Raw genomic sequence first — 18723 nt, 5'->3', positions numbered from 1 at the left:
AAATACAGAATAACTTGTGGAAAGAGGAAAGTCAAGAATACATAGAGAGGTATATACAGGCACACTCTTTAGAAGTGCCTGCATAACCTTAGCGCTGCTATTTTGTGTCTGAAGTATCCTGGGGAGGAACGAGAGGAATCTGGTAGAATCTGACTTCGGCGAGGCCTCGCTCATCGGTGGTGTAGGGCATGAAGGCTATCCTGTCAGAGACCCTCGCCTGAAGGGCGGGAGCTTGTCTCTCGTCCGAAGACGGAGACGAAAGGCCGTCTGACAACGACCCACTCAGGACAGGCCTACCACTCTGAGCAAGACAAATTTGCCCCGTATGTTGAGTGCAGCGTTGAGGTGATACCCGCAGGAGCGACAGTGAAACACCGCTTGCGAACGCCGATTGTTTCGTGTTTGATGCCCGCAGCGCGAACAGGTTTGCGAGGTATGACGCGGATCGACGCGCTCGACCACGATCCCACGCCCTGTGCTTTGGAGGCAATGAGCCGTACACCTGCGCAAAGGACCAGGAGTGCAGTTTGCGTTGCCCTTCGCCTTTGCGATGGCGGGCCCTTTCTCGAAGGTTGGTCAGGTTCTCAAGAACAATCGTGGCTCCTGGGTGCGTGCTCTGCACGATGCGTTTGGAGAGCACATGATCGCAGTCCCTGCGGAATCGCAAAGAGCAACCAGACACCTTTTTGAGATGTCGTTTCGCGCTTTTTGTTCCTTTGGACTGCAGTTTGCGACGGAGGCGGAACCGGCGACGCTCAACCTCTTTCCAGTGACGGGTACCAAGAAACTGACGGGTGGAGGTGACCGCAGGACGGGTGAGTCCCAGATCCACCCCGATCACCTCAGGATGGCGCTCAACCACGGGCTCAGGGACATGCACCACCACATGCAACCACCACAATCCGTTGCGGTACACCAGGTCTGCGGTGGCCACCTGACATCCACGATAGCGCTCGCTGAAGTGAGGAACGCGAAAGGAGAGGCTCATCCTGCCTTGAGTGGTCGAGAGGCGAACCGTCTGGGCGTCCCAGTTGAGCGAGTAGGTATGAACGTTGTAACGGATCGCGCATGCCAGAGAGCGAGGGCCGCGAACTGGTTTGAAGCGGGGGAACGGGATCTGGCTAGCTGAACTCCTGCGGTGCCAATGGCTCCTGAAGCACCGTAGATGAGAACTTTCTGCCCAGGTTTGAGATTGGCCTGCCTCAGGCACCACAATGCATTGAGCCCCCCATCGCAGATAGCTGCGGCCTCCTCGAAGCATATGCCAGTTGGCATATGCGCGATAAGAGCACTCTCGCGTATGCAGAGAAACTCTGCGTATGCCCCGAAGTTAAACCCATTATTGCCGAAGGCATGGTCACCAACTGAAAACTCCTTGACTGCCGCACCAACGGCGTCTACCACACCAGCAAGCTCGCTGCCGAGGGATTGGCTGCCTGGGTCTGTGGAGGCCAGAGGCGGAGCGACTGAGGAGCCTGACGGGCAGACTGCTCTTTTGATTGGCTTCGCGTGTCGCGCAGTCTCCTCGGGTGACCGCTGTAGCATAGATTTTGATACGTATTTCGTCCTCTCTAGAGACTGGCTGCTCGATGGTTTTGACCTGCAACACATCTGGTGGACCGTACCCGTCGTAGACAACTGCTCTCATACCTTCGCTTCCTTTAATACACACTTTGGGATTGGGCCTCCCTTTGCCTTGATACGCGCTGAAGTTGCTTCTGGATCTCTTTCTTTTTCTGTGGCAAGTATACCTGAGATATGCCGGAAATATGACCATTTCCAGGTATACTTATCGTACGTTCCACACGCTGCCTAAGCGGCTGTGAACAGAAGAAGCAAAATAGCTTGCATTTTGCTTCTTCATTTGTAATCTGCGATACGTTTTCCCATGTGAAAGAAGCAACCACTGAAGGTGTACGAGCGCATTGGGCATTGATTGATGGGTTTCAGTTATCCTGAGGAAGGATCTTCTTTTGTTGCAAGAAGGTTGTTTTTCTCTCAGTAGGGTGAGGTGATCTTGTTAGCATATTGCACAGGGTGAGAGCGCCAAAGACGAGGAGCAGATGGATGAGCTTGATCAGCCAGATCAATGAAGGAGCAAGAACGAAGAAGTTCTCCTGAGTTATACCAAAGATGATGGCGATCAGGCTGAGGAGTAATATACTTATGGCGAGACCAGGTTTGCTTTTGAAGTGAGCAATGCTCATCATCCAGAGGCCAAGCATGACGAGAATGCCCAGAAGCATATGGATACTGAGTAGCGCATTTGTGGGGACCACCAATCCAATCCAAAAGAGGATGCCAAGAATGAGGGCAGGGATGGCGCAGAAGCGCAAAATCAGGCTGATAACTCGTACATGCATAAAATAGGTACTCTCCTTGTCTATCTTCTCCTTGAAGAGGAACCATAAACGCGAATTGCAGTCCTCGCTGTGCGGAGAAGATCATGTGATCCTTATCGATAGAAAAAAGCTCTCGTATGGGGCTGAAGCGACAGATGTGAAGCTGCTCTTGTCAGGAAGAAGCGGTTATTTCTCTGATAGGTGTGTCATCTCTTGGGCAGATGGAGCTTCGCATGTGAGATCTGTCAGCTGTTTGAGAATCAGAGAAGGGTCGAGACGGCGCGTGTAATCTGGATTGACATATGCCAGACGCACAATTCCTGATTGATCAACGAGAAATGTTCCTGGCATTGGCAGTTCCCATGATGTGTTGCCATTGTAGGCAGGTAGGTTGGCACCAATTTGTTGGTAAGCCGTACGTACCGCTTCATCGATAGTAAAGACGAGTCCAAACTGGCGTGCCACTTGGTTGCCAACATCACTCAAGACAGCAAAGGTCAATGCCTGTTTTTCCATGAGAGTGAGACTTTGGTCTGGCATCTGTGGAGAAATCGCGACAAGGGATGCGCCTAATGTCAGGATATGAGGCAGTATCTGCTGATAGGCATGTAACTGTAGGTTGCAGTAGGGACACCAAGCACCGCGATAAAAGACGATTACGACTGGTCCTGAATGTAGTAGATGCGAGAGGGATACCGCGTGGCCTCGTGCATCGGGGAGGGTGAAATCAGGGATATGCGCTCCCTCTTTGAGGGCATGTTCTGCTGCTCCGGAAACGATAAGTTGTTCAATGGTGCTCAAGACGTGTTGGAGCAGGTCTTTCGGAAGTAACTCATTCCCCTGTATCAGAATAGCGTCAAGCTGTTGCTGCAATGGGAGATTTGTAGCCATAATGGCTTGTAGTCGCTGTTCTATTGATATTGCATCTGTCATATTTATTCCTCTTTCTAAAAATAGACCGGTCTATTCGTATGAGCAAAAATAATGAGCACGTTGGGGAAGCCACCCTAGAGTAAGAGACGAGATTCACGGGGTGAGAACACGCTCAAATAGGAGCGTCTGAAAGGCATGAATTGGTGCTGGATCTTGATGCACTTTCATCCGCAAAAGTGCGCCTTGCAGACCATTCAGACAAAAGTGTGCCACCTGATCAACCTGAAGGTCTCTGGAGAGTTCATCGTTTTCTTGGGCCTGTTGTAAACAGTGGCGAATGTGACCATGTAGTTGTTCAAGTGCCTCAGCAAGTCTGAGGCGAAATCGCTCGTTGTAAGCGGCCAATTCTTGGCTGAGATTTCCAATAATGCAGCCACGATAGGAAGGCAAGGACGCAAACCAGCGGGAAGCGGCTTCAACGAACTGGTGTAGGCGCGTGAGCGGAGTCAGACTCTCATCTTCCAAATAGTGTCCAACGTGCGTATCGTATTCTTGAATGTAGCTCTCGAGGACGGCAAGAACGAAGGCATCTTTACTCTCGAAGTAATGATAAAAGGAGCCTTTGGGAACACCCGCTGCTTGTAAAACATCTTGTATGCCTGTTGCGGTATACCCTTTTTCCCAAATCAGTTGTTTGCCTGCTTCCAAAAGGAGCTGTCTGGCGCTAGTTGTTTTCATAAAGATATAATAGACCGGTTTGTTCCAAAAGTCAACTTATTCTCTTTGTATTTGGGAAGGAAGCTTTCTAATATTATCTATGAATCTTATTGCCTCGTTATGATGTTTGAAACGGCACTAAGTTTGGTTTTTGAGTTTTAGCGCTTCATTTGGGCGTCGGATGCGCACGACGTTGGAGTGCGCCTATGAGCAGGCATCGCTCCCGGCGAGTAAATAAGAGACTCTCCTCTGGCAAGACATCACCGGAGTGAGTCTGTTGTCCTGGAAGGTGAGCGAGTAAGGCAAGAAGGAGCTGGCGAGGAACGAGGAGAAGAGGAGGCGCTGACATGAGTGTGCCCTACGCCAGTTGGAGCGCGTAGGGTATGAGAAGATCTATCGCATTGCCCATTTAGAGCTTGAGCTCGATGGGCCGCCAACAGCGCCACCCGTCGAGGAGGGGATCGTCATAAGTGAACTGCCTCCAGGCGACGACGAGCAGGAGATATATGCCGCCGATGAGGAGAGCGCGAGCGACGAGCGTGGTCATGTGCCTTAGATATTCGAGGCGTGGCGGCAGTGGCATATCTCAGATACCACTCTGCTCTTCGTTGCCCGGGACGGAAGAGAGGTCGCAGACCTTGTGAGAGGGAAAGCAATGGGTGAGCAGAGATGGATTGCGCAACTGGGCGTCCGCCCTCGCTGACGGCGGCGCGTCCTGGGCAAAGCTCTGCTCTGACATATTCAAGGGAAATGTACGCGCCTGGACCTACACATGATGAAGCTGAATAAGGAGTATACCCCTCTTCAATATGCTTTGCTGGCGAGGAGGTGTATCCTCTAGGGAGTGGTCCTAGAGGATGCACGGTTCGGGGTTACCTTCTGAACATGAATGTATGAGAGGAGAAAGTTTCCGTTATCCGAAACTTACCCAAATAGGGACAAGCCATATTTCGCGTTCGGTTCCTGCTTCAACGAACAACTTGCCTGGATCTACTGGGTCTTACAGGATCTCCACAGGCGTGAATTCCGGTGTAACTCACCGTACGAGGAGTAATTATAGCAGAAATGAAGTACGAACGCAAGAGCAACAAATGCCAATGGAAAGAGATATTTGTCTACTCTTCAAGAAACTTGTTTTAACCCTTGTGGTACATGTGTTTGTCCGAGGCAGGAGAGGAGCCTGTCACCTTTCTACAGTGGGATGCGTCGGTGGCAGAAGCCTTGTCTATCTGCCGTGAGCAAAGATGCCAGGTAGCGCTCCAGGATAGGATCGAACAAGCTGCTCCTCTAGTACTCCGCCAGGTTGTTACCGGGGCGTTTTCTAGCCAGTGCATCTTATCGGCACCGTTAAAACACCAAAAAATAGAGAAAAAATAACGCCTTATCAGCACTGTAGGCGTGTTTTTGGCAAGCTATACTGCCGATAAGGAAAGTTCTCAGTACTGTTGGCCCTCTTCTCTCTATGCAGCGCGCCCCCCTTTGCAGATTATCCTGATCGGCTGTCGGCGCTGCAAGCGGAGGTGTGGCCGACTGACACAGGGACAATTGGAGGCGGCAGCCGAGTGGGTAGAAGGCGTCATCTTTTCTCAAAGGGTATGGGAGGGAAGTTGGCCTTATGAGGCTTTCCCTAGACTGGCGCGGGAGGTCGGTAGGTGAGACGCCCTGCAGGAGGAGGGAGACGACCTCGGTAGGGAGAGCCTGGGCCAGGCGCTCAGGGTTGGGCTGCCCCCGCTCACGCAGGCTCGCCAGGGCTTTGAGAAAGGCATGGAGTTGGGGCGTGACGCGTCATTTGGGGACAAAGAACACCTCACACCAGCCCGCGGCGTTGCTCAAGTGAGCATGGAGCTCAGACAACTGCGCCTCAAAGTGGACTAGGGCACGCTTGGAAACGTCCGTTGATCCCAGGAGCGCGGTCACGGATGTGTCGAGGCCCTGGAGGCGTTCTGGAATGTAGGGGGCTGTCGTGTTGGTCAGGGCGGCGAGAAAGGCCTGCTCACCAGGCTACTGTTCACGATCGCCGAGAAGGTGTATGGTCAGCGTGAGTGACGCTTTGAGCGCACGCATCTTGTCTGAGAGGCAATCGTGTACCACCCACAAGATCTCATGCCTTACATGTGGCCGTATTCATCCTATGCGAGGATCACATGATCTTGTTGCGACAGACACTCGTGGAGACGGGTATTGTCAACTTCATCGAAACTGTAGATTTTACATACTCATGTACGATGCATGCTGTCTCTGGGGCAACTACCTGGCACTTTGCATCTGTCAGCCATCGCTTCGCTCTCAAGCATGGCTGTCAATCAACATATCCTTTATTGAGGGGAAAGGAGTAGACTATTATGACCACCAATCTTCGGCTCGATGACCAGTTCCCCGATTTTGAACTGCCGAATTACCAGAACGGGCCCATGCGACTCTCCCATTTCACCAAGCCCAGCTTCCTCGACACCCACCTGGGGTTCCAGGACGGGTATCCGTTGATCCTGGTCTTCTTTCGCGGGTTCTTCTGCCCGCGTGACCAGCAGCAGATGCGACAACTCGTGGAGTTCCAACGCGAACTGGCGGTGAATTATGGCAAGCTCGTGGCGGTAAGCGTGGATCCACCGCTTGTGCAGGCAGCGTTCCGAGCGAGCCTGGGGGCGCAGCGGACGTTCTTGTCGGATGAACAGCGGGTTGTCATCAAACAGATCAACATTCTCGACGAGACGGAAGGCGAGTATGCCTATCGTGCGCAGCCGTACACGTTTGTGCTGCGGCCAGACTTGCGCATCCACACGATCTATAATGGCTGGTACTTCGTGGGTCGCCCCACGACTGAAGAGCTGCGACGGGATCTGCGCGCGATCATGGAAACCCGTTCCGATTATCGCTACGAGGCGTATAATACGCCAGAGGTGCGGCGGATTCGTATTCCCCAGCAGGAGTGGCTCAAGGGAAGTCCTGCATTGGGGGAGAACGGCTTGCCGATAGCCCAAGGAGTCGTCCGCTGGTTTGACCCCAACGCGGGGATCGGTATCATCGTGAGAGAAGAAGCAGGCGAGGAGATCTTCTTCCACTTCACGGCGCTTCCTGGACAGGGCTACCGCACGATCAGAGCCGGCGTTCCAGTACAATTCGAAATTGTCGAGGGGAGGGCCGGCCTGACCGCACGGAATATTCAGCAAATCAATTTATGAGGAGGTGCCTCTTTCATCTAGCGCACTCGTTCCTTTTTTCACGCCCATTCGATTTCACATTCCCCTCTCTCGCGGTTCTTTCTCCGCTTGTGAGATAGCCCAGGCTGCATTCACGAGGCCGATGTGACTGAAAGCTTCCCGGCACGAATTTATAGGTTGCTGCTGGCCACACGATCAGACCGGGACATCCCGGCCTTCTAATGGATAGCCTGCCTGTTCCCACTCGGCCAGCCCACCTGCAAAATGCAACACGTGAGCATAGCCCTGATATTCAAGCAACTTGCCGAGGGCTGCGCTGGCAACGCAGGTTCGGTCGGAACAGTAGACAATAATCTCGTCTTCTTTGTGAAGCTCGGTCAGCGCATCCTGGATGGTGGCGAAGTACAGGGAACCAGGAATGTGTTTCGTCTGGTACTGCCACTCACTCAGAGCCATCACCAGACGAAAGGATATCTGATGGTCCATTTTCTGTTTCAACTCTTGATGGTCAATGGTTCTCAATGATTTTTCCTCCATTCCGTTTACTTCGCTGCTTGTACCTTAGTGGTGCATCCACCAAATTAACGGACATTGGCCGGGATGGCAATCCCAGATGAACGACGAGGGCGATGACGCCGCTTTCGCCCCCAAACGAAAGGATGACGATGAGCGTTCCAGTAAACTGTCGCTCGATCAATAGCATCACAGACCTGTTCCCAGGTCTCGAAGCGCCGCCCTTTGAGCGCCAGGGAACGCAGCGTTTTCCACCAGGGCTCAATCAGGTTCAAGTAAGCTGCATAGGTCGGCTGGAAGACGAATTCCCAACGCGGATACTGCAAAGCAAACAGCAGGACATCGGTTGCCCGATGCATTGCCAGATTATCCAAGATCGCGTAGATGCGTTCGATGCTTTGGGGAACCCACTGCTCAACCTGGTTGAGAAAATCGATCCAGTTTTCCGTCGTTCGCCGGTCGTAGGGCCTCGTCAACGCCTCGCCAGTGGCAGGTTGAAAGGCACCAAAGATATACCCCTTGGCCCGGCGTCCATAGTCGATCTCCTGGCTGGCCCGCTCGGCGGGCTTGCCCTTCTCTGGAGCGGGCTGAGCATGAACCAGTTTCTTCCCCAGAAAACTTTTCGCCGACTCAGGGCCCATTTCATCGAGATTCACGACGGTGCTCCTCTTTGGTGGAACCGTGTAGAGGGTAGTGATGACCCCCTTTTTTTGGCGAAGTCGGGATCAACCCGTTCGCCAAACCAATGCTCATCTTTGCGCCATCGCAGCCCTTCCGCCTGCAAGATTTCGTTGATCCGGCTGCGCTTGATGGCGATCCCTTTTTCCTCATTGAGGTACACCTCAAGCCGATCTAGGGTCCAGTGCCCAAAGGGCAAACCGAGGTCATCGGGCTTGGTAAGAGCGGTCGCCACCACGACTGAGACCTCCTGGGGACTATATGTTGGCGGTCGCCCGGTTCGGTCCTCATCAAAGAGTCCAGGTAATCCTGCCTCGTTAAAGCGATGGAGCCAGTTGCGCACGGTATTCTCCGCGACTCCTAACCGGGTCGCGATCTGGGGAACACGCTGTTGTTCGCTCGCCCATTGCACTATCTTGGCTCTTTCTACCTGCCTTGCTGGCGCTGTTCTAGAACGGCTCAAATGCTCTATCATCTTGCTTTCTTCGTCAGTCATCGCTCGTACTTGTAAAATCTTTGGCATGGAACACCTCACTTTTGAGATGTTCCTATTTTACCATTACTTGGTGGATGCACCACTTAGCCTCGACGAGAAAGTCTTGACGAATAAATCCTGACACAATCGATGACATGGCCGCTGGGCGAGCATCGCCTAAGAAACGGTCCTGGGATGCAAGACAGACCGGATAATCCTCTCGACGAGTCAGATATAAGGTAATCTTAACGATATCTGTGACCTCCATATCAGCAGTTGCTAAAATTGCCTGAATGGTTTCTCCAAACTTGCTCGACTTGTTCCTCAATGGTCTCTGGCAGGGTTCTATCAGGCCTGATATTAGATGTTCCGGACGTAGACAGCCAGCAAGCATTCGTTGGAACCTCAATGCCATCACTGGCCTGAGCAACCTTTGTTGCTACTCTATGCATTTTATTCATAATGAATCTTCTTCAGCTTTTGCTGCAATGACCTCGAGTTCAACGAGAATTTCCGGGTAAATCAATTCGGTAACCACAGAAAACATGCCTGCTGGACAAACCTCACCCAGGTAACGGCCCCGAACTTGAATATAGGCCGATTTATCCTCTGCGTGAATCAGATACTGGTTGACCTTCACGATATCAGCTACCCCCATGCCAGCAGATTCTAGGATGGCCAGAATATTCTTCCAGGCCTGGTCGGCCTGCTCCTCAATGGTCTCTGGCACGGTCCCATCAGGCTTGATACCGGGCGTTCCAGACGCATACAACCAGCGAGCATTGCCTGAGACCTCCACCCCATCACTGTAGCGACCAATCTGTGCTGCCACCCCTATATTGTGGATTGTGTTCATTCTTCGTCTCCTTGGTTATCTCTATCTCGATTTGAGAGCACATGCGAGAAAGCTCAACGTTTCTTTCAAAGGGCATCTTCTCTCAAACAACATCGGTATACGAGTCATCTTCTTATCAGCTCAATAGATCCTATTCCTCCTTTCCAGTAGCTCAGATGGTGGTGTTGCAAAAAAAATTAAGCTCATCAAAATGATGCATACCCGAAAATCGTATCGATGTAAAAAATACAAAAGGTACGCATCTTTATCAAGAAAGGCTTCTTCTACCACAAATCTCACTCTTATTTTGGTGAGCTTAATTTTTTTTGCAACACTACCGGATTGGTTAGCGCGCCCCTATTGCCAGCGAAAACGTAGATGCGACCTCCCTCGACAGGTATGGAAGTCGGGCGGGTGTGAGGTTCGCCACTTTTTGCCCCGTTGGCACGGAACTCTTCGATGATCTGACGATCCCTGTCGTTCAAGTCATGGATCTCAGTCATGAAATCATCCTGTTCTCGAAGAAGTGCCCATCTTCGAGATCCTGGATCAGCGTGGGGTGTACTGGCTGCCACCCCAGCAGTTCGCGTGTTAGCGCGCTCGACGTCGGGTTGTCCTTCGAGGAGAAGGGTCCAAGCCAGCTAAAGTGATTGCCTGCGTCCTCTGGAGAGATGGAGACCACTGGAAGATCGAGATGTCGACCGATCACCTCGGCGATGGTGCGGGTCGGCACACCCTCTTCCGCGACTCCGTGCAGCACCGACCCCGCTGGGGCCTTCTCCAGCGCCAGACGGAACAGGCGAGCGGCATCGAGCCGGTGCACAGCGGGCCAGCGGTTAAAACCATCGCCGACGTAGCCAGAGACGCCCTTCTCACGGGCGATAGCGATTAGGGCCTCCGTGAAGCCGCCTCTTCTTTTGTCGTGAACCGAGGGAGACAGTCGCACGATCGATGAGCGCACGCTGCGCCGGGAAAGAGCGAGCGCCACATTCTCCGATACGACCCGGGGTGCGACCGACCCGGCGTCTGCCACGTCCTTTTCCGTCCCGAGACGCCCCTGCGGGAGAAAGAATGTGAGCATCAATGTTCCTGAGGTGATCACGAACGGCTTGCCGGAGCCTTCGAGCGCTGCTCCGATTGTCTGGACGGCGTGCAGATCCGTGCGCGCAGCGGCCTCGTAGTCCGCGAAGAAGTCGTGGATAAACGCGAGGTGGATGACGCCGTCAGATGCAGCCGTTGCGCTGCGCAAGCTGTCAAGATCACCGAGGGAACCACGATGCACCTGTGCGCCGGCGGCAGCAAGCGAGGCAGCGGCTGCATCTGAGCGCGCCAGGCCAAGGACCTGATGGCCCGCCTCGATCAGTTCGCGGACGACGGCGGAGCCGATAACACCTGTCGCGCCGGTAACAAAAACTCTCATAGGAAAAACCTCCATTAATAAACGTAAGGTTAGGGTTTCGGTCGTGCGGCCACACACACATTAAGTCAGGCAATACAGTATGATTGAATGTGTCGTCACACATGCGTGTGCCGGTTCGGCAAGCAATGCAGCCAGCATCTCTCCCGACGACAAGCGTTCCTTGACTGACATCAGAAGTATATATTGATAAAGGACTTGTCAAAAGGTCCATTTTTAGATAGACGAAAGGAGCCATTGAAGAAAGATTTCGATCTATACAGAGGCTTGAGGGAAAGCGGTATTGTCAACTTGCTCTTGACGATAGGAAAATCACTACCTGCTCGTTGTTGGGAAATGTACATACGCGTTCCTCATGTTCTTTTCCGGGGAAGCGTCACCTGAAAGGTTGATCCTTTTCCTTGTTCGCACTCCACCGTGATGGTTCCCCTATGGTGTTTGACGATTTCCGCGACAATATACAAGCCCATGCCCCAGGCCGGGGATCGCATTACTGAGCAGGTTGGTAAAGACCTGTCCCAGCCGGTCTTTATCTCCCACCAGCGAGCAGGAAGTTGCGCCACGTACCACAATGGTATGCGTCGCCTCGATCTGTTGCATCGTGTCGGCCACCTCATGGAGCAAGGCGTCGAGATCGACTCTTTCCTGCCGATACCCCAGTTTGCCAGCCTGGATTTTGGAGACGTCGAGCAAGTCTTCCACCAGCCGGATAAGTTTGTCGATCTGTGTTTCCATGCTGGAAAGTGCCGGATCCTGGAGGCCCTGCCTGGCCAGTTACCGATGCAGTAAGGAGGTCTGCAGTTTCAAGGCGGCGAGGGGATTTCTCAGTTCATGGCTGACCATGCTGATAAAGGCATCCTTGCGTTGTTCCAGTTCCTTGCGCGCTAAGTTATCCAGCACAAAGGTAATCACCTGGAATGAGTGATGCTGTAAGAGGACCTCGCCCACGAGCACGGGAAGGCGACTGCCGTCTTTGCACACGTATTCTTTCTCATAGGGCGTCAGCGACTGCTGGGCATCAAGTTCCTGCTGGGCCTGCTGAGTACGAGCTAGATACTCTGGAGGGTCATCTGCATCCAGTTCATACGCCCTGCGCGCAGGTCTTCTCGTGTATAGCCGATTATGCGTAGAAAGGTGTCATTGGCGTCCACAATCTGCTCCTTTTCACCGACAAAGATCCCGATATTCGTTGAGTTTATCAGTGTGCGCACCCGTTCCTGGCTCTGGCACAGGGCCTCTTCAGTCTGTTCGGCCTGCTTTAAACATCGATGTCTTTGCATGTGAAATCCAGTGCAGAATCGCCCCCTGCGCATCTTTGTAGGGAATCCTTCGAGCGTGGCGCACACTGCCAAATAGCTTGCCGGCAGTTCGTGTTTGCTTGTCCCAATCTGGCGGCGGTTCTTGTATTAACATACTGGATCACGTCTCTCTGATCTAGAAAGATCGGCACATCAGGAGGTGTATGCAGCAGAGCAGTGAGTTTCAGGTAGAGTGCACCAAGTGTACACCCTCATCTATGAAGCGTTAGGTAGTCAACTGCGCTTATTACTGTATGCTTGTTTGGCTGCATCCATCGCTATGATGCTCACGGTGGCAGCAGCCAGCACGACATCCTTTAATAGAAACTCACCATACAGGGTGAGCGCGGGAAATCCGGTCGCTGATGGCGCAATCACAAAAATGGTCAGTGCTCCAGTAAACAAGACCAGGCAAAGCAGGCCGACGTAACGCAGCCATGCACCTGCAATGAGGGGAATGGTAGCAACGATCACCATCACTTACCAGAAAGGGTTGAATACGATTACCATCTCTTTCTGGTAAAAAACTATTGTCCTTCTCATGCAAGAAGATTTGCGATCAATTGCAGCAGCGTCTCCAGATCAAAGGGTTTCTGGAGCGTTCTGAGATGATCCAAGGCGCCGCTTTCTTGTGGCAAATCGGCACTCATCAGGAGGATGGGTGTTTGCTCACCTCCTTCTCTAAGCTGCAACTGATCGGCGAGTTCAAGCCCATTCATCCCAGGGAGATGATAATCTAGTAGAAACAAATCAGGCGTGATCGTTTGCAGCATATTCAGCGCCATCTCGCCGCTCGGGGCAAGATGTCCTTGATAGATTGCCTCCTCCTGGAGCACTTCCAGCAGGAGATTGCCAAGGATGGGATCATCTTCGACAATGAGAATACTCTTGACAGCAAGGACATTATTCCATGTATTTTGTTGGAACGTATGCATATGCGCTCCTCATGTTCTTTTCAGGGGAAGCGTCACCTGAAAAGTCGATCCTTTTCCCATTTCGCTCTCCATCGTGATGGATCCTCCATGGTATTTCACAATCTCCGCGACAATATACAAGCCCATTCCGAGGCCTGGAAAGGCGCGCTGATGTGGAGCAACCGCCCGATAGAAGCGCTCAAAGATTTTCTCGCGTTGCTCTTGTGGAATGCCGATACCCTGATCATGCACGCTGAGTGTCACGGCCTCTTCGGATGCCTTGATATCCACCTCTATCATGTTGGCTCCCGGGGAATATTTGATCGCGTTGCTGATCAGGTTCAGCAACATTTGCTCGAGCCGGTCCTTATCCCCGACCAGAAGAGGGGGGCACGCGGCACGATGCACGACGATGGTATGGGTCGTCTGCATCTGTTGCACGATATCAACGACCTCCTGGAGCACGTCGTCCAGATTCACCGTTTCTTGGGCATACTCCAGGGTGCCAGCCTGAATTTTGGAGAGGTCGAGCAACTCTCCGACCAACCGGGTAACCATGTTGAGTTGTGCCTCCATCCGAGAAAGAACGGTATCCGCGTTGTAGATGCCTTGCTTTCCCAGTTGCTTTCGTAATAGTTGCGTTTGCAGTTTCAAGGACGTGAGCGGTGTCTTGAGTTCATGGCTGACCATCCCTAGAAAGTGATCTTTGCGCTGCTCCAGCTCCTTGCGGGCTGAGTTGTCCAGCACAAAGCCGATGCCCTGGAGCACCTCGCCATGAAAGGCCACTCCTCCCATTAGCACGTCCAGGCGGCTACCATCCTTACACACGAGTTCGGCTTCAAAGGGCGTGGTATCTTGCTGCACGACCAGTTCCTGGTGCACTTGCTGGAACAGCGAGGGCTTCGAGGTTGGCAGGGTGAAATTGCCCCAGTTGATGCACCGCCGGCACAGCTCGTCTCGGTTATAGCCCGTCATCCTCAGGAAGGTGTTGTTCCCTTCCACCACCACATCTCCTTCGGCGAAAAAGATCCCGATCACGCTGGAACTCATGAGATGGTTCACTCGTTCCTGGCTCTGGCGCAAGGCGTTCTCGGTTTGTTTCTGCCTATGGATATCGGTGCAGGTACCAAACCATTGGACGATCTGCCTCTCCTCGTTCCGCAGAGGCACACCCCGTGCTAAATACCAGCGATAGGTGTCCGGCTGTCTCTCCCTGAGACGATATTCAAACTCATAGGGTTTCCCTGTCTCTAATGCCTGGCGCTGAAGAGCCAAGATCCGCTCTCGGTCCTCAGGATGTACAAACTGAAGTGAGACCGCTTCATCATGCGTGATATCCGTTCGGGGGGCTGTGTGCCACATACCCTGGATGCACTGCCGGCCAGCGGGAGGCAGTTGCTGGAGTAATTCATCCTCTGTGCATTGCTCGGACATCATATGAGCATAGTCGTGCGAGCGTTGATTACAGTAGGCGACGGAACCATCAGGCCGCCTGATCCAGACAAATTGGGGCACGGTATCGAGCACAGTACGAAGTTCCTCTTCCACGCGCTTGTACTGGGTAATATCGAATCCCGTACAGATCAGATACTCGACCTGCTGATTTGCCGCACATTGGGGCGTCAGCGTCACGGCAAGGTCGAGATACCTTCCTGGGTGTGGATATATGCGGGCTTCAAAGTGTACCGTCACTCCCTGTCTGGCCTGTTCGATCGCCGCACATAATTGCCTTTGGGCATGCGGGACAGACGACCACCAGGAAACAGCGGTGAGCGGTTTGCCAATCACCTCCTCGAGCTGGACCTGCGCGTCCGTCAAGGGACGCTGACTGATCTCCAGGATCAGCCCCTCCGGTGTCAACATCGCGACCCGCTCAGCACTGTGCTCCAGGAGACCCAGATACCGCTGTTCACTATGACGAAGGGCGTCCTGGCATTGCGTTGGTTCCGTGTTTTCCTGGAACACGACCGCGAGGCCCACTCCGGTGGGCGAGATCTGTGCATGGAACCAGGTCTGGGTCACCGGGGAACGATATTCCACGTCGGTCAGTTTCCGCGTCTGTCTGGCCTTGAGCACCGCCTGGTAGAGCGTTGTGCTCACCAGGTGAGGAGCGAGGCACCAGAAGCTGTTTCCAACAAGCGCCTCTTGTGTGGTGCCGAGCATGGTCTGCGCTCTCGCATTGGCATACACAATCGTTGTGGCGTCATCGACGACAAACAACGCATCGGGAAGCGTCTCAAGCGTGCTGAGGAGTGTTTCACGCGATGTGAGCATGCTTGACTCGCTGCTTTGTGGATTGAACATCATACTGTCTCTCTCCCTTTCACAGTATCCCCATCCCTGGTGGCAAAGAGGTTTTCCCGCTTTGAACCTCAAGAAATATTATGCAATGGAGATGATCCCTCTTCCGCCACATCGGTTGTAACAAGCTATGAAAAAGTGTGTGTATGCAATACGTGCTTTTCGCGGAGAGGCCAGGAGCAATGAGCATCTGCCCCGAGCCCTTTCAGAGGCGGCTTTTATGGCTATCCGTTGCAGCGCTTATTTACAACGGAAAACCGTTTCTCCAAAAAACAAATGATGAAGATGGTTCTGTCGGCATGATGTTATCTCTCTTCGATGCTCTCGAGCAGAGCCAGGGCACCGCGTAGAGCCTTGCCCATCTGCTGCGGATCTTGTAACGCTCGTGCCAAGACATATCCTCCTTGCACGATGGCGACGAGCGTTGTTGCCATATCGGTCGTGGGTATTGTCAACTTCCATTTTTCTCTTGATGAGCTTTCACCACTGAACTTTCATTTGAGGTCTTTCAGAGGGCTTTCTTCCGAGAAGATTTTGGGCCGGCGCCCACTTCTCTCCTGAATTTCTGGTGATAAACTCAACAATTGCCTTGAGTTGACAATATCTCCTCATGGTTTTTAGGACTTGACCATAGAGGGTCTTCATCCTGATACATTGAGCACGATTTTTCCTTGATGGTGCCGCGTCTCCAGTCGCTCATGAGCCTGCCTGGCCATGGCGAGGGGAAACACCTGATCAAGGTGAACCGTCAACTGACCATGGTCCACCAGCTTCGTCAGTTCGGCCAATTGTCGCCCATCAGGGCGGATGTAGAGTACGTGCGTGTCAATATGACGTGTGGGTGTCACCCGCTCAAGGTCGACAATGGTGACGAGCCGCCCCCTTTCGCGTACCACCTGCATACTTCTTGCCGCTGTCTCTCCCCCAACGCAGTCCAGGACCGCATCGATGCCCTCAGGATGAGACGCGTGAACAGCCTCCGCGAAGTCCGTTTGCGTATAATCAATGAGTTCGCTTGCTCCCAGTTGCTGAAGGTATGGGTGGTGCTCGCTCCTTGCAGTGACCATGACGTGTGCTCCAACGCGCGCCGCCAGTTGGACAGCAAGTGTGCCGGTTCCTCCCGCCGCACCTGTAATCAAGAGCGTTTCTCCCGATTGGATCTTCAGCTGTTCGAAAATCGCCTGGTAAGCGGTCAGCCCGTTGACGGGAAGGGCTGATGCGTGTAGGGCATCGAGCGAGGAGGGCATTGGAGCGACGAGATTCGCAGGGACAGCCACGGCAGAAGCATAATGACCAATGCCAACCTGATATGTCGCGCAGATCACGCGGGTTCCCACATCCCATCCCGTGACTGCCTCTCCCACCTTTGCAATGATTCCTGCTGATTCCCAACCAAGCACGAGTGGAAACTGTTGCCCATCTAATACGACGCTTCCTTGCCGCACTTTCACATCCCACATCCCGACGCCGGCTGCCTGGACGTTGATGAGGACCTGCTCTGGGCCACAGGGTGGCACAGGCAGATCCACAAGCTTGAGTTGATCAGGGTCGCCAAAGGCGGTAATGGCGATCGCTTGTATGCGGTGTCCTTTGTCTATCACTGTTTTCTCTCCTTGCTGCAATGCAGCGTTCGTGCTCTTGTCTTTTACTGACACCAAGAAGTATACTCAGATAAAGGACCTGTTAAAAGGGCCATTTTTAGGTATATGAAAGGGGCCATTTAAGAAAGATTTTGATTCATACAGAGGCTCTCAGAAGATCAGATACAGTATGCCTAAAAGAGCAATTCCTGGCCTTTTGCCAGGAATTGCTCTTGACCAGTGTGTCGCTAAGGGGAAGCGTCAGAACTGAGAGCACCGTCTGGTTTGAGAGCACTTCTTGTGGTACATTGGCAGCTGTTAAGAATACCTCAGAGGAGCGACCATGAGCTGTCCATACTGTCTCTCATTGAAACCAAGCAATGCAACAAGAAAACCGCCCTTGGCTATCGAACCTATCGATGCCAGCAAGGTATTGTCAAGTTGCCGAAACCACACAAAAAGCTGAATAGCATGATACAATGCCTTCATGAAAAGGAACACCTCATCTTCGCCCTACAAAGGGTACCGCTTCCCGCCCATGATTATCTGTCATTGCGTCTGGCTGTATTTCCGTTTTTCGCTCAGTTTTCGTGATGTTGAAGAGCTCATGGCAGAGCGTGGAGTAAGACTCACCTACGAAACCAGTCGACAATGGTGCCTCAACTTCGGTCAAACATACACCAATGAGCTGAAACGTCGCCGCGTAGGGCTGGGAGACAAGCGGCATCTGGATGAAGTGTTTCTCACCATCAATGGAAAGCGAAGCTATGTGTGGCTGGCCGTCGATCAACACGGCAATGTGCTTGATATTCTTGTCCAGGGTCGACGCGACAAACAAGCAGCCAAGAAATTCTTCCGCAAGCTTCTGAAGAGGCTTCAGTACGTACCTCGTGTCATCATTACCGACAAACTGACAAGCTATGCCGCCGCCAGGAAAGAAATCATGCCTCATGTCGAGCATCGGCAACACAAAGGCCTGAACAATCGAGCGGAGAACTCCCATCAATCAACACGACAACGGGAACGTACGATGCGGCGCTTCACCTAGCCCGGTCATGCCCAACGATTCCCCTCGGCCTTTGGACCCATCTCTGACCATTTCCGACCGAGAAGGCAGCGTCTTAGCGCTTCAAACTATCGTGCCCTTCTGCAGGAGCGCTTTGGGATCTGGAATGATATCACCACTGGAAACAGGGCCGTATAACACGTCCATATGCTCCAGTTCTCGTTTGCTCTTGTTTTCCTTATAAGCATTTCCTCCCAACGATGCCTTCTTCATACACTAATTTGACAATACCGGTCAGGTGACCCGTATTGAGTGGCTCTAAGGGGAGGCGTGATGAGGATGAAGAATATGCTCAAGCAGGCACGTCGAGTGCGTGGGTATTCGCAGGTAGAGGTTGCGGACAAGTTAGGGGTTGCAGTGACCACCATCAGTCGTTGGGGCACTGTATTCGGAAGTTTTGTGCTGTGTTTTCGCCTCCTGGAAATACAACCATAGTTTCTCCTCTGCCTCAAAGGTATGCCCTACTGAAACGCCAATGGGTTATTCAAGAGACATTCTGTCCAGACAAACCAAATTCGGTAAATAACCCAAATTATGAGCGCTTGAGTTTTGATAA

The 18723-nt window shown here is 52.7% G+C and carries 20 protein-coding genes and 2 pseudogenes; 4 read left to right on the top strand and 18 right to left on the bottom strand.

What is annotated here, in order from left to right; all coding sequences use genetic code 11:
* Positions 1-97: 97 nt before the first annotated feature.
* The 7 genes from K3T82_RS50950 to K3T82_RS46370 all read right to left on the bottom strand — a co-directional run bounded on the left by K3T82_RS50950 (position 98) and on the right by K3T82_RS46370 (position 4281).
* Positions 98-988, bottom strand: coding sequence for a hypothetical protein (locus K3T82_RS50950; RefSeq protein WP_236031953.1), 891 nt, complete (start codon positions 986-988; stop codon positions 98-100).
* Positions 985-1404, bottom strand: coding sequence for an MDR/zinc-dependent alcohol dehydrogenase-like family protein (locus K3T82_RS48825; RefSeq protein WP_236031952.1), 420 nt, complete (start codon positions 1402-1404; stop codon positions 985-987). Before K3T82_RS48825 ends, K3T82_RS50950 begins: the two co-directional genes overlap by 4 nt.
* Complete coding sequence (locus tag K3T82_RS46390) at positions 1358-1648, bottom strand: hypothetical protein (RefSeq protein WP_220200235.1); 291 nt, start codon at positions 1646-1648, stop codon at positions 1358-1360. Before K3T82_RS46390 ends, K3T82_RS48825 begins: the two co-directional genes overlap by 47 nt.
* A gap of 298 nt (positions 1649-1946) precedes the next feature.
* Positions 1947-2363 (bottom strand): hypothetical protein, encoded by a 417-nt coding sequence (locus tag K3T82_RS46385; RefSeq protein WP_220200234.1) that lies wholly within the window; start codon positions 2361-2363, stop codon positions 1947-1949.
* A 165-nt stretch (positions 2364-2528) separates the two neighbouring features.
* Positions 2529-3275 carry a peroxiredoxin-like family protein gene (locus K3T82_RS46380; RefSeq protein ID WP_236031951.1) on the bottom strand — a complete coding sequence of 249 codons (747 nt, stop codon included), beginning with the start codon at positions 3273-3275 and terminating at the stop codon, positions 2529-2531.
* 93 nt (positions 3276-3368) lie between these two features.
* Complete coding sequence (locus K3T82_RS46375) at positions 3369-3953, bottom strand: TetR/AcrR family transcriptional regulator (RefSeq protein WP_220200233.1); 585 nt, start codon at positions 3951-3953, stop codon at positions 3369-3371.
* Between the two features lie 145 nt (positions 3954-4098).
* The gene (locus K3T82_RS46370) at positions 4099-4281 is read right to left on the bottom strand and encodes a hypothetical protein (protein ID WP_220200232.1); all 183 of its coding nucleotides are present in this window, start codon (positions 4279-4281) and stop codon (positions 4099-4101) included.
* 18 nt (positions 4282-4299) lie between these two features.
* Between K3T82_RS46370 and K3T82_RS46365 the strand changes: the two genes are divergently transcribed.
* Entirely contained in the window at positions 4300-4488 is a 189-nt protein-coding gene (locus K3T82_RS46365; RefSeq protein WP_220200231.1) for a hypothetical protein, read from the top strand.
* A 1786-nt stretch (positions 4489-6274) separates the two neighbouring features.
* Positions 6275-7111 carry a cold shock domain-containing protein gene (locus tag K3T82_RS46360; RefSeq protein ID WP_220200230.1) on the top strand — a complete coding sequence of 279 codons (837 nt, stop codon included), beginning with the start codon at positions 6275-6277 and terminating at the stop codon, positions 7109-7111.
* A 174-nt stretch (positions 7112-7285) separates the two neighbouring features.
* Here K3T82_RS46360 and K3T82_RS46355 read toward each other — a convergent pair whose 3' ends face one another.
* From K3T82_RS46355 to K3T82_RS46305, 11 genes and pseudogenes are all read right to left on the bottom strand, one after another.
* Positions 7286-7612, bottom strand: a complete 327-nt coding sequence (locus K3T82_RS46355) for a rhodanese-like domain-containing protein (protein WP_220200229.1) — start codon at positions 7610-7612, stop codon at positions 7286-7288.
* Positions 7613-7671: 59 nt separating this feature from the next.
* Positions 7672-8259, bottom strand: a complete 588-nt coding sequence (locus tag K3T82_RS46350) for a transposase (RefSeq protein ID WP_220198502.1) — start codon at positions 8257-8259, stop codon at positions 7672-7674.
* Entirely contained in the window at positions 8256-8804 is a 549-nt protein-coding gene (locus K3T82_RS46345; protein ID WP_220200228.1) for a helix-turn-helix domain-containing protein, read from the bottom strand. Before K3T82_RS46345 ends, K3T82_RS46350 begins: the two co-directional genes overlap by 4 nt.
* A gap of 409 nt (positions 8805-9213) precedes the next feature.
* Positions 9214-9612, bottom strand: a complete 399-nt coding sequence (locus K3T82_RS46340) for a RidA family protein (protein ID WP_220200227.1) — start codon at positions 9610-9612, stop codon at positions 9214-9216.
* 478 nt (positions 9613-10090) lie between these two features.
* Entirely contained in the window at positions 10091-11011 is a 921-nt protein-coding gene (locus K3T82_RS46335) for an SDR family oxidoreductase (RefSeq protein ID WP_220200226.1), read from the bottom strand.
* Between the two features lie 350 nt (positions 11012-11361).
* Positions 11362-12340, bottom strand: a pseudogene (locus tag K3T82_RS46330) (histidine kinase dimerization/phospho-acceptor domain-containing protein); the annotation flags it as partial.
* A gap of 200 nt (positions 12341-12540) precedes the next feature.
* The gene (locus K3T82_RS46325) at positions 12541-12783 is read right to left on the bottom strand and encodes a DUF417 family protein (RefSeq protein ID WP_220200225.1); all 243 of its coding nucleotides are present in this window, start codon (positions 12781-12783) and stop codon (positions 12541-12543) included.
* A 62-nt stretch (positions 12784-12845) separates the two neighbouring features.
* On the bottom strand, positions 12846-13241 hold the full coding sequence (locus K3T82_RS46320; protein WP_220200224.1) for a response regulator: 396 nt from the start codon (positions 13239-13241) through the stop codon (positions 12846-12848).
* Between the two features lie 9 nt (positions 13242-13250).
* The gene (locus K3T82_RS46315; protein WP_236031959.1) at positions 13251-15524 is read right to left on the bottom strand and encodes a PAS domain S-box protein; all 2274 of its coding nucleotides are present in this window, start codon (positions 15522-15524) and stop codon (positions 13251-13253) included.
* Between the two features lie 302 nt (positions 15525-15826).
* Positions 15827-15976 (bottom strand): hypothetical protein, encoded by a 150-nt coding sequence (locus K3T82_RS46310; protein ID WP_220200222.1) that lies wholly within the window; start codon positions 15974-15976, stop codon positions 15827-15829.
* A 186-nt stretch (positions 15977-16162) separates the two neighbouring features.
* A complete protein-coding gene (locus K3T82_RS46305; protein WP_220200221.1) occupies positions 16163-17122 on the bottom strand; it encodes an NADP-dependent oxidoreductase in 960 nt (319 codons plus the stop codon).
* Between the two features lie 466 nt (positions 17123-17588).
* On the opposite strand from K3T82_RS46305, the pseudogene K3T82_RS46300 reads away from it, so the two are divergent.
* Positions 17589-18305, top strand: a pseudogene (locus K3T82_RS46300) (IS6 family transposase).
* A 135-nt stretch (positions 18306-18440) separates the two neighbouring features.
* Positions 18441-18602 (top strand): helix-turn-helix transcriptional regulator, encoded by a 162-nt coding sequence (locus K3T82_RS46295; RefSeq protein WP_220200220.1) that lies wholly within the window; start codon positions 18441-18443, stop codon positions 18600-18602.
* The last annotated feature ends 121 nt before the right edge of the window (positions 18603-18723 follow it).

It is taken from the genome of Ktedonospora formicarum (assembly GCF_016587355.1).
GTDB classification, from domain to species: Bacteria; Chloroflexota; Ktedonobacteria; order Ktedonobacterales; family Ktedonobacteraceae; genus Ktedonobacter; species Ktedonobacter formicarum.
Note: the sequence above shows the minus strand (reverse complement) of the source record. Positions and strands in the feature narration are given on the sequence as shown.